This window comes from Roseovarius sp. D0-M9 (assembly GCF_037083805.1).
In the GTDB taxonomy this organism is placed as follows: domain Bacteria; phylum Pseudomonadota; class Alphaproteobacteria; order Rhodobacterales; family Rhodobacteraceae; genus Roseovarius.
The window spans coordinates 1-11,128 of the sequence record NZ_JBAPKZ010000029.1 but is presented as its reverse complement, the minus strand read 5'-3'; the positions used below and the strand labels follow the sequence as shown (position 1 = coordinate 11,128).

The 11,128-nt window shown below is 63.8% G+C and carries 11 protein-coding genes; 7 read left to right on the top strand and 4 right to left on the bottom strand.

The window, feature by feature from the left end; translation table 11 throughout:
• Window positions 1-369: 369 nt before the first annotated feature.
• Window positions 370-1,236 carry a DMT family transporter gene (locus V8352_RS16485; RefSeq protein ID WP_336425399.1) on the bottom strand — a complete coding sequence of 289 codons (867 nt, stop codon included), beginning with the start codon at window positions 1,234-1,236 and terminating at the stop codon, window positions 370-372.
• The gene (gene mnmD / locus V8352_RS16480) at window positions 1,233-1,922 is read right to left on the bottom strand and encodes a tRNA (5-methylaminomethyl-2-thiouridine)(34)-methyltransferase MnmD (protein WP_336425398.1); all 690 of its coding nucleotides are present in this window, start codon (window positions 1,920-1,922) and stop codon (window positions 1,233-1,235) included. The genes V8352_RS16485 and mnmD overlap by 4 nt, the downstream gene beginning before the upstream one ends.
• A 76-nt stretch (window positions 1,923-1,998) precedes the next feature.
• On the opposite strand from mnmD, the gene V8352_RS16475 reads away from it, so the two are divergent.
• The 3 genes from V8352_RS16475 to V8352_RS16465 all read left to right on the top strand — a co-directional run bounded on the left by V8352_RS16475 (window position 1,999) and on the right by V8352_RS16465 (window position 4,002).
• Window positions 1,999-3,024 carry an NAD(P)/FAD-dependent oxidoreductase gene (locus V8352_RS16475; protein ID WP_336425397.1) on the top strand — a complete coding sequence of 342 codons (1,026 nt, stop codon included), beginning with the start codon at window positions 1,999-2,001 and terminating at the stop codon, window positions 3,022-3,024.
• Window positions 3,025-3,047: 23 nt separating this feature from the next.
• Window positions 3,048-3,554 carry a L,D-transpeptidase family protein gene (locus V8352_RS16470; RefSeq protein WP_442971056.1) on the top strand — a complete coding sequence of 169 codons (507 nt, stop codon included), beginning with the start codon at window positions 3,048-3,050 and terminating at the stop codon, window positions 3,552-3,554.
• 94 nt (window positions 3,555-3,648) lie between these two features.
• The gene (locus V8352_RS16465) at window positions 3,649-4,002 is read left to right on the top strand and encodes an H-NS histone family protein (RefSeq protein ID WP_336425395.1); all 354 of its coding nucleotides are present in this window, start codon (window positions 3,649-3,651) and stop codon (window positions 4,000-4,002) included.
• Between the two features lie 114 nt (window positions 4,003-4,116).
• Here V8352_RS16465 and V8352_RS16460 read toward each other — a convergent pair whose 3' ends face one another.
• Window positions 4,117-4,770, bottom strand: a complete 654-nt coding sequence (locus V8352_RS16460; protein WP_336425394.1) for a YggS family pyridoxal phosphate-dependent enzyme — start codon at window positions 4,768-4,770, stop codon at window positions 4,117-4,119.
• A 159-nt stretch (window positions 4,771-4,929) separates the two neighbouring features.
• Between V8352_RS16460 and V8352_RS16455 the strand changes: the two genes are divergently transcribed.
• Window positions 4,930-5,412, top strand: a complete 483-nt coding sequence (locus V8352_RS16455; RefSeq protein WP_336425393.1) for a DUF3576 domain-containing protein — start codon at window positions 4,930-4,932, stop codon at window positions 5,410-5,412.
• A 2-nt stretch (window positions 5,413-5,414) separates the two neighbouring features.
• On the opposite strand, the gene V8352_RS16450 is transcribed toward V8352_RS16455, so the two are convergent.
• Window positions 5,415-6,692, bottom strand: a complete 1,278-nt coding sequence (locus tag V8352_RS16450) for a glycosyltransferase (RefSeq protein ID WP_336425392.1) — start codon at window positions 6,690-6,692, stop codon at window positions 5,415-5,417.
• A 195-nt stretch (window positions 6,693-6,887) separates the two neighbouring features.
• Between V8352_RS16450 and leuS the strand changes: the two genes are divergently transcribed.
• The 3 genes from leuS to holA are packed head-to-tail and all read left to right on the top strand — an operon-like array spanning window position 6,888 to window position 10,977.
• On the top strand, window positions 6,888-9,434 hold the full coding sequence (gene leuS, locus V8352_RS16445) for a leucine--tRNA ligase (protein WP_336425391.1): 2,547 nt from the start codon (window positions 6,888-6,890) through the stop codon (window positions 9,432-9,434).
• A 23-nt stretch (window positions 9,435-9,457) separates the two neighbouring features.
• Complete coding sequence (gene lptE / locus V8352_RS16440; RefSeq protein ID WP_336425390.1) at window positions 9,458-9,955, top strand: LPS assembly lipoprotein LptE; 498 nt, start codon at window positions 9,458-9,460, stop codon at window positions 9,953-9,955.
• The gene (gene holA / locus V8352_RS16435) at window positions 9,952-10,977 is read left to right on the top strand and encodes a DNA polymerase III subunit delta (protein WP_336425389.1); all 1,026 of its coding nucleotides are present in this window, start codon (window positions 9,952-9,954) and stop codon (window positions 10,975-10,977) included. The genes lptE and holA overlap by 4 nt, the downstream gene beginning before the upstream one ends.
• Window positions 10,978-11,128 lie beyond the last annotated feature (151 nt).

The window sequence follows — 11,128 nt, the reverse complement described above, 5'->3', positions numbered from 1 at the left end:
CCGCAGTCTTGGACATCGACATCTTTCGAAAGACCCCGGCATATGCGGGCCTCAGCGGCCCCGCGAGCGTGAGGCTCGCAACGCGGCGCTCAGTGTCGTCCCGAGCCTTTCGTCCAATGTTGATACTATCCGTTTCCACCGAGTCGCTCGTGAGGTCAGGTGAAGCGCAGGGTTTAAGGACGGGTAAATTGCAGGCGGGATGCCACTGTTGATGGCATGGATGCCGCCAGGACCGGCAACCAAGCCATCAACAAATCCCATTTATTTGTTAGACCGGTTGGTAGATGCAAAATGCGCATTTTCTGGGAACCATCTCTTTCAGAATGGAAAACATCCATTGACAATATCCCCGCGCGGCGCGCGTCCGGCTCAGGCCACCTTGCGCTGCCGCCAAAGGGTAAAGAGCCCGGCGCCCACCACGATCGCGACGCCGATGGCCACATTCGTGCGGATCTCTTCACCAAAGACAAAGACGCCGATGATGCTGACAAAGACCAGTTGCAAATAGGCAAAGGGTTGCACCGCGCTGGCCTCGGCCACCTCATAGCATTTGATCAACGTGAAATGCCCCAGAACGCCGGTGACGCAGAGCATCGCCATCCACACCCAGTCCCCCCCGATCATGGGCTGCCAGAACCATACGCCAACAGCGGTCATGCCGACCATCCCGACCGTCCCGGTCCAGAAAAAGCTGGTCGCAGCCGTGTCGCGCCGCGCCACATAGCGTGTCAGCAAACCGTAGAGCGCGAACATCAACGCCGAGATCAGCGGCACGATGGCGACCGGGTCGAACACGGCAAACCCCGGCTTGAGGATGATAAGAACCCCGACAAAGCCGATACCGATTGCGGTCCAGCGGCGCCAGCCCACGCGCTCGCCCAGCACCGGCCCCGAGAGGGCCGCGATCAGCAGCGGATAGGAGGCAAAGACCGCGTGGCTCTCGACCAGCCCGAGCAGGGTAAAGGCCGTGACCATGATGCAGATCTGCGAGATCAGCAGCAGGGCGCGCACCGTTTGCACGATGGGCTGGCGCGTGCGCGCAGCGGCCATCAGGCCGCCCCTGCGCCGCGCTGAAATGGCGATGACGAAGCTGGCAAAGAACCAGTATCGCACCATGATGACCATGTAGACGTTGTATTCCTCGGCAAGGTAGCGCGACAGGCCATCCTGCACCGCAAATACGAACGTCGTTGCCATCATCAGCCAGATGCCGAGGCGGGTGTTCTGCTCTGTCATCGCGGCATCCTTGCCTGTGTCATATGCCGCTTGCGCGCATGGCCCGGCGTGCGGGCCACGTCAAATCCGGCCTGCGCCAGCGCCCGGCGCACATGGCCTGCGGCACTATAGGTGGCTGCCGTGCCGCCCGGCGCGGTATGCGCAAAGACGTCCGCGATCAGGGCGGGCTCCCACAGTTCGGGATTGCGCGCCGGCGAGAACCCGTCGAGAAACCACGCATCTGCGCGGCCCTGCCAGCGCGGCAATGTCTCGCGCGCGTCACCGATGATGACATCGAGCGTTACGCCGCCGCCAAGGTCGATCCGGGGCGCGCCGCCGGTCCAGCCTGCGCGCCACCCCTCCAGCAGCCGTGTGGCACGCGGGCCCAAGGCGGGAAAGACCGCCAGCGCGCGCGCCATATCGCCGGGTGCCATCGGGTAGGCTTCGAACGAGGTCAGGTGCAGCGCGCCGGGCGCGCCATGCGCCTCCCATGCCTCGGCGGCGGCCAGCATGTTCAGGCCGGTGCCAAAGCCCAGCTCGGCCACGGCAAAACCGTCCTTGAACCGTGCAGGCAGGTCGTTGCCGTCCAGAAATACGTGCCGCGTCTCGGCCAGACCGTCATTCAGGCTGAAATACGGATCGTCAAAGCGGCGTGACACGGGCACGTCACCCGGACGCCAATCCAGCTCTGCCTGCTGGTCCTGCATGGCGCGGTCCTCTATGAAATGGTGCGGAACGGGGCGCGATATGTCGCGACCATGAAGCGGCAGGAGGGGGATGGCAATGGCCGATATAACGGTGCGCGGGGCAGGGGTATTTGGCTTGGCTATAGCGTGGTCCTGCGTTCTGCGCGGCGCGCGTGTGCAGGTGATCGACCCGAACGGGCCGGGCGCGGGCGCCTCGGGGGGCATCGTCGGCGCGCTCGCCCCGCATGTGCCCGAAAACTGGAACGACAAGAAAGCATTCCAGCTTGCCAGCCTGCTCATGGCCGAGGATTTCTGGCGCGGCGTCGCTGGCGCCGGGGGCCTTTCGCCCGGCTATGCACGCACTGGCCGCCTGCAGCCGCTGGACGAGGGCGGCGCGGAACTGGCGCAGGCGCGTGCAGAGGGGGCGGACACCCTCTGGCAGGGCCGCGCCGTCTGGCGCGTGGCGCAAGCGGCCGACTTCGCCCATCCGCCCGCCACCGCCAGTGGTCTCGTGATCCATGACAGCCTGAGCGCGCGGGTGCATCCGGCCCGCGCCTGTGCGGCGCTGGCCGCCGCCATCACCGCGCGGGGCGGGCGCATCCTCCCCGAGGGCGTGGATAAGGGTGCTGTCATCTGGGCCACGGGCGCGGCGGATCTGGCGGTGCTGAATGCCGCCCACCCGCGGCAAGTTGGCGCCCCGATCAAGGGGCAGGCGGCGCTGCTGGATTTTGCGATGCCGGACGCCCCACAGCTTTTTGCGGGCGGCGTGCATATCGTGCCGCATGAGGATGGCACCACTGCCGTCGGCTCGACCACCGAGCGTGAGTTCGACGGGCTGGGCACGGACGCGCTGCTGGAGGATGTCATCGCCGCCGCGCGCACCGCGCTGCCCGCGCTGAGGAAGGCGCCGGTGATCGCGCGCTGGGCGGGCCTTCGCCCCCGCAGCCGCAGTCGCGCGCCCATGCTGGGGGCACATCCGCTGCACCCCGGCCAGTTCATCGCCAACGGCGGTTTCAAGATCGGCTTTGGCATGGCCCCAAAGGTGGGCGAAGTGATGGCAGATCTGATATTGGAAGGGCAGGACCACATCCCTCCGGGCTTTTGCCCCGAAGCATCCTTGTAGAAAGGCAGACCATGGCTCCTAGTGTGACTGCGCGTTTCAATGATCTGATCCTGACGCCCACTGGCCTGCGCCACCGCAGGCGGCTTTATCCATGCAGCATCGGGCGCGGCGGTATCCGTGCCGACAAGCGAGAGGGCGACGGTGCGACGCCTGCGGGTGTGCACCGGGTGGTCATGACCCTTTACAGGCCCGACCGCATCGCGCGCCCCGCGCCTTGGGCGCAGGCAATCTTGCCGGGTGACCTGTGGTCTGATGCCAGCGATGATGCCGCCTACAACATGGCCGTGCGCGCGCCCTATGCGCCCAGCCACGAGGCGCTGCGCCGCGCCGATCCACTTTATGATCTGATTCTGGTGACGGATTGGAATTGGCCGAATGCGGTGCCCGGAAAAGGATCCTGCATTTTCATTCATCAATGGCGCCGCCCCGGATATCCGACCGAAGGCTGCCTTGCGTTGCGGCGCGATCATCTTTTTCATCTTGCGAGCGAAATTCCGCCAGAAACACGCGTTGTTGTTCCTGATTTCTAGTTTTTGGCGATATTTTCACATGACGACTATCGTATTTCTTTTGCCTTGTGGATAATTTGGGATTAATAGACGAAAAAACAACGGCGGGATATCCATGGCTAAATTCGATCTCAAATCACTCAGCATTCAAGAACTCAAGGCGCTCAAGAAAAAAGTCGACCGCGAAATGGCGGGCCGGGACAAGCGTCAGCGCAAGGAGGCGTTGAACGCCGTGCGCGACAAGGCCAAGCAATTGGGCTATTCGCTGGACGAGCTCGTCGCCGGTGGCGGCACGGCCACGCCCAAGAGCAGCAGCCCCAAGCCGAAATCCTCCACGCCTGCAGCGCCCAAGTATCGTAGCAAGACCGACCCAAGCCTTACGTGGAGTGGCCGTGGCCGCCCGCCTGCATGGATCAAGGAAGCGCGCGAGAAGGGCATCGACATTGAAACGATGCGAATCACCGATTAAACGCACGGCGACCCTTTTCGGGTGACGCTGCTTTAATCACGGGCGCATCTAATCACAGGCGCATTCAGTTGCGGACGCCTTTCCAGCGACACCCACGGCTGGGGCAGAAATGCCTCAGCCGTAATCGCGTTCGCCGAAAATGGCGCTGCCCACGCGAATATGCGTGGCACCTTGCGCGATTGCGGATTCGAAATCGCCGCTCATCCCCATCGACAATCCGGCCAGATCATTGCGCCGTGCAATCTTGGCCAAAAGTGCGAAATGCAGGCTTGGTTCTTCGTTTGCGGGCGGAATGCACATCAATCCCCTGACCGGCAATTGCAGCGCGCGACATTCCGCGATGAATGCGTCGGCCTCGCCCGGCGCGACGCCGGCTTTCTGATCTTCTTCGCCCGTATTGACCTGAAGAAACAGGTCGGGGCAGCGCCCTTCCTCATCGGCAATGCGCGCGATAGTGCGTGCCAGTTTCGGCCGATCAACCGAATGGATCGTCTGAAACAGATCAAAAGCCTGTCGCACCTTGTTGGATTGCAGCGGCCCTATGAGGTGCAATTCGATCCCATCGAATTTCTCGCGGAATTCAGGCCATTTTCCTGCGGCCTCTTGCACGCGGTTCTCGCCGAATATGCGATGACCCTCCTCCAAGACGGCTTCGACGCGCGCGTTCTGCTGCACCTTGGAGACGGCGATCAGGGTCGCGTCCCCCGCACTGCGCCCGGCGGCGACCAGGGCGGCGTCCATGCGTGCAGTGATATCCTGAAGGCTCATGGCATTCTTTCGCTGGAATTGATTTCAGTCTCAAATAAACATCGTGGCACCGGGATGCAAAGCGCGATCGTGGCAGGTGGGGATACCTTGGCGCAAACACCTTGCCCCACCGGCGCACGTTGGTTACTAGAGGGACAGGTAACGTCGGACGGTAACATCATGCTTCTTTCGGTAAATCGCGCTGTCTGCGCCTTTGCGGCTCTTGTCTTTTTGGGCGCTTGCGGGGACGAGCCGCCAAAATTTGATCCCGATGCGATCGTCATCGAAGGCGGCAGGGAGGCCAAGGGCCCGGCGCGCGTTGGCTCCGACACCAGTATTCTCGACATCTTTCGTGGCGGTGGCGCAGACGTAAAGGTCAATCGCTATCTCTGGACGGCGTCGCTACAGGTGCTCGATTTCCTTCCCATCCAATCGGCTGATCCCTTCACCGGCGTCATTTCGACCGGCTATGGCGTGCCTCCGGGCGGCGGTCGCGCGTATCGCGCGACGATCCTGATCAGTGATCCGGCGCTGGATGCACGCTCGCTCAACGTTTCGGTTTCAACGCAGAGCGGTCCTGTCGATGCAGGCACGCGCCGCGCGGTCGAGGACGCTATCCTGACGCGCGCCCGGCAACTGCGCATTCAGGCCGAAAACTTCTGATATCAGGCGGGCGGCGGTGGCGCTGGTGGCTTTGTCACCAGTGGCATCTGCATGACCTCGTCCACCCAAGCCAACTGCCGGGGCAGGCTGGTGCGCTTCAGATCATAGCGTTCCACCATCAGCGCGCGGGCGGCCGTGCCAAGGCGCGCGCGCGCCAGTGGGTCATCAAGCAGATCACAGACCTCGCGCACCAGTGCCTTGCGATCAAAGAAATCAACCAGCCTTCCGGTCCTGTCATGTGCGATCACTTCGCGCACAGGCGCGGTATCGCTGGCGACAATGGCGGCGCCGCAGGACATCGCCTCCATCAGGGACCAGCTGAGCACAAAGGGATACGTCAGATAGACATGGACGCGGCTGATTTGCAGCACGCGCGTGAACTGGTCGTGCGGGATGCGCCCCAGAAAATGGACGCGGCGCCAATCTTCGGCGCTGATCTGGCCCTGCACCTCGTCGCGAAAGATCTGCTTCCATGTCTGGCCCTTGGGCGGGGCACTGCCATAGCTCACCTCATCACCGCCGATGATGATGACGCGGGCGTTGGGCCGCGCGCGGAGTAGGTCCGGCAGCGCGCGCATGAAGACATGATAGCCGCGATACGGCTCGAGATTGCGATTGATGAAGGTGATGATCTCGGTATCGCGGCTGTATTCGGGATGTCCCTTGAGGCTGAGCGTCACCTTGGGGTCGGGCGCGGACCAGTCCGTGTCGATGCCGTCATGACAGACGGTGATGCGGTCGCGAAACTCGGGTGGAAAGGTGTCGGCCTGAAACGCTGTCGGGCTGATGCCCGCCTCGGCCAGCGGAAAATGCAGGTGGTTTCCCAGATTCTTCAGCCGGATGCGCAGGGGCTGCACGTCTGGCTCGCGCGATTTGAATTCGGGGTCGAAATCGAGGTGCGGATAGCCCGCCTGATGGTAAAGTTCGCAATAAAGCGCCATGCGCGCACCCGGCCACAGATCGCGCAGAAACATCGATTCGCCCCAGCCGTGGTGCGCCAGGATCAGATCGGGCACATAGCCGCCCGCCGCCAGATCCCGCGCCGCGCGCCAGCACGCCTCGCCGCGCGTCACCTTGGTGTCCAGATCGATCAGCCATGGATGGGTCTGCTGCGCCGGTCGTTTCGGCAGCGCATAGGGCAGCACGCGAACCCCGTTCCAAGTCACCTCTTCCTTGACCTTCAGCGTCAGCGCCGTGCAGCCATGGCCCCGCGCGGCCAGCGCCGGCGCCAGATGCTTGAACTGGCCGGGGAAATTTTGATGGATAAAGAGGATGTTCATCGTGCCTGCCTGCCTTGCCCGCCCGGACGGTTATAGCAGCCGCCGAAGTCCTGCAAAGCCCCCCAAGGGCCTTGCGCGCGCCGCGCCTTTTTGTGCGGGCCCACTGGACGCTGGCCGCCGTGCGCCCTATCACCGCTGGCAACGCATCTGCGCCATTGCGCTGCACTGTTCCAATGCCCATTGAAAGAGCCTGCCATGTCCCGCTATTCCGCCGCTGAAATCGAAGCCAACTGGCAGAAAGCCTGGGATGACGCCGGGATCTTTTGCGCCAAGGCGGGCGGGAACAAGCCGAAATACTACGTGCTCGAGATGTTTCCCTATCCTTCGGGGCGCATCCATATGGGCCATGTGCGCAATTACACGATGGGCGACGTGATCGCGCGGCACAAGCTGGCGACAGGGCATAACGTGCTGCACCCGATGGGCTGGGACGCCTTCGGGATGCCCGCCGAGAATGCCGCGATGGCCATTGGCGGCCACCCCAAAGAGTGGACTTACGGCAACATCGCCGACATGCGCGCCCAGATGAAGCCCTTGGGCCTCAGCATCGACTGGTCGCGTGAATTTGCCACCTGCGATCCTGAATACTATGGCCAGCAGCAGGCGCTGTTCCTCGATATGCTCGAGGCGGGGCTGGTCTATCGAAAGAACGCGGTCGTCAACTGGGATCCGGTCGACATGACCGTTCTGGCTAATGAGCAGGTCGAAAACGGCAAGGGTTGGCGCTCGGGCGCCGAGGTCGAGCGGCGCGAGTTGACGCAGTGGTTCTTTGCGATCTCGGAGATGGCCGAGGAACTGTTGGGCGCGCTCGACACGCTCGATAACTGGCCCGCCAAGGTGCGCCTGATGCAGGAAAACTGGATCGGCAAATCGCGCGGTCTGCAATTCGCCTTTGGCCTGAACGATGCGCCAGAAGGCTTCGACCGGATCGAGGTTTATACCACGCGGCCCGATACCCTGAGGGGGGCCAGCTTTCTGGCCATTTCGCCCGACCATCCCCTCGCCAAGCGGCTGGAGCATGAGGACGAGGCGCTGGCTGGGTTTTCCGCCGAATGCCGCAAGGGCGGCACCACCGAAGAGGCGCTGGAGAAGGCGGAAAAGCGTGGGTATGACACCGGCCTGACGGTGCGCCATCCTTTTGACACGGCGTGGGAACTGCCCGTCTATGTGGCCAACTTCGTGCTGATGGAATACGGCACGGGCGCGGTCTTTGGCTGCCCCGCGCATGACCAGCGCGATTTTGACTTTGCGGTGAAATACGAGCTGCCGATCATCCCCACCTTCCTGCCCTCGGAAGAGGCGGACGAGGATCTGGCCGAGGCCTTCGTGCCGCCCAAGACGCAACCCGTTTACTACATTCGCGGCTTTGCCGGCGAGGCGCATCAGACCGCGCATGAGGCGATCGATGCGGCCATCGCGTTTTGCGAGGCCAATGGTGTCGGGCAGGGCGTGACCAAATTCCGCCTGCGCGATTGGGGCCTCAGCCGGCAGCGCTATTGGGGCTGTCCGATACCGGTCGTGCATTGCGACACCTGCGGCGTTGTGCCCGAGCGCAAGGAAAACCTGCCCATCCGTTTGCCCGATGATGTCAGTTTTGACGTGCCGGGCAATCCACTGGACCGCCACCCGACATGGCGCAACGTGAGTTGCCCCAAATGCGGCGCAGCGGCCCGGCGCGAGACCGATACGATGGACACCTTCGTCGACAGTTCGTGGTATTATGCACGTTTCACCGCACCCCATGCGGAGACGCCCACCGATCTGGCGGATGCCGAATACTGGATGAATGTCGATCAGTATATCGGCGGGATCGAGCACGCGATCCTGCATCTGCTCTACAGTCGCTTCTTTGCCCGTGCGATGCAGATCACCGGGCACCTGCCGAAATCCGCGGTCGAGCCGTTCGATGCGCTTTTCACGCAAGGGATGGTGACGCATGAGATCTACCAGACGAAAGACGATCGTGGCCGCCCCGTCTATCATCTGCCCGAGGATGTAACGGGCGGCAAACTGGCGGATGGCACCGAGGTAGAAATCATCCCCTCGGCCAAGATGTCGAAATCGAAGAAGAACGTCGTCGATCCCATTGGCATCATCGACGCCTATGGCGCCGATACCGCGCGCTGGTTCGTCCTGAGCGACAGCCCGCCCGAGCGCGATGTCGAATGGACTGCCGCCGGCGCCGAGGCCGCGCACAAGCATCTGGCGCGCGTCTGGCGCATCGCCTCCGAAATCGCCCGCAGCGATGCGCCGGAGGCCGCCGAAGCCGACGAGGCGCTGCTGCGCGAGATGCACAAGGCGATCCATGATGTCAGCACGGGCGTCGAATCCTTTGGCTTCAACGCGGCCATCGCGCGGCTTTATGCCTTTACCGCCGCGCTCGCCAAGAGCGAGGCGGGCAGCGCAGCCAAACGCGAGGCGGCCCGCACTTTGGCGCAACTGATGTCGCCCATGACGCCGCATCTGGCCGAAGAGCTGTGGCATATGCTGGGCGGCGATGGCCTTGTCGCGATGGCGCCCTGGCCGGTGGCCGATGCCGCGATGTTGGTCGATGACACCATCACCTTGCCCGTCCAGATCAACGGCAAGCGGCGGACCGAGATCGAAGTGCCGCAGGACATGCCCAAGGATGAGGTTGAAAAGATCGCGCTTGCGACCGATGCTGTGCAAAGGGCGCTGGAAGGCGGGCAGCCCAAGAAGGTGATCGTCGTGCCCGGCCGGATCGTCAACGTCGTCGTCTGAATACCATCCCGGAGGAGCCACAAGTGAACCGCACACGCCTCACGCGCCGCGCCTTTGCCGTTGGCTTGCTCGCTGCCTTGCCGGCCTGCGGGTTTGCGCCGGTCTATGGACCGGGTGGCGCAGGTAACGCGCTGCAAGGGGCGGTGCTGGTCGACACGCCCGTCACCCGCGAGGATTACCTGCTGACCCGCGAGCTGGAGACGCGGCTGGGCCGCGCCAATCCGGGGCGCTACGGGCTGAGCTATTCGACCGCGATCGGCAGTGAGGCGATTGCCATTTCCAGGGCCAACGTCACGACGCGCTACAACCTCCTTGGCGAGACGACCTATGCGCTGCGCGACCTTGATACGCAGGCGGTTATCGCCAGCGGCAAGGTCAATAATTTCACCGGTTATTCTGCATCGGGCTCGACTGTGGCGACACAGGCGGCCGAGCGCGATGCGCGCGAGCGCCTGATGACGATCCTCGCGGATCAGATCATCACCCGGTTGCTCGTCTCCGTGCCCAAGTCCGGGCTATGAAGCTTGGCCCGCGCGACGCGGCTGGCTATTTCGCGCGGCCCGAGCCGGGGCGTGCGGGCCTTCTGATCTATGGGGCCGACGCGATGCGCATTGCGCTTCGCCGGGCCGAGGTGATCGCCGCCCTTGCCGGGCCCACCGGTGAGGAGGAGATGCGCGTCACGCGCATGCCCGCGGGCGAGCTGCGCAAGGACCCCGCGCGCCTCAATGACGCGGTCAAGGCCGCCAGTTTCTTTCCCGGCCCGCGCGTTGCCTTCGTCGAGGATGCGACCGAGGCGTTGGCTGCGCCCATCCTCGCGGCGCTTGAGGACTGGCGCGAGGGCGACGCGCAGATCATCGTCACGGCGGGCCAGCTCAAGCCCACGTCCAAGCTGCGCAAGACCTTCGAGGCGCACAAGAACGCCTATGCCGCCGCCATCTATGACGAGCCGCCCAGCCGGGCCGAGATCGAGGCGATGCTGCAAAAATCCGGGCTGAAGAATATAGGACCCGAGGCGATGCGCGACCTCAACGACCTGGGGCGCGCACTGGACCCCGGTGATTTTCGCCAGACGATGGACAAGCTTTCTCTTTACAAGCTGAGCGATGATGGCCCCGTGACGCCCGAGGATATCGCCGCCTGCGCGCCCGCTTCGGTCGAGGCGGATCTGGACGATGTGTTGCATATCGTGGCCGAAGCGCGCTCGGGTGAGATCGGCCCGATGATGAAGCGTTTGCGCGCCCAAGGCGTGCAGCCCGTGGCCCTCGTCATTGCGGCCTCGCGGCACTTTCGCGCGCTTTATACGGCGGCATCTGACCCCGGCGGCGTCAGCCAGGGCATCGCGCGGATGCGCCCGCCCGTCTTTGGCCCGCGCCGCGACCGGATGCAGCGACAGGCGCAGGCCTGGGGGGCGGCCAACCTGCAATCGGCGCTGGGCGTTTTGACCGAAGTGGATCTGGCGCTGCGCTCGGCCGGGCAGACCGCGCCGCAGATGGCACTGGTCGAGCGCGCGCTGATCCGTCTGGCGATGATGGTGCGCCGCTGAGTGGACTATCCTTTCGTCGTCGCCTCGATCATGGCGAAAAACTCGGGCTTCTTCGCGGTTTGTGTGGGTGTGCGGGTCTCCGGTCAGTTCACGACCACACCAGATGTTGTGTCGTAGGGTGACGCGGGCAGGTGCTTGAGCCGACCGGCGA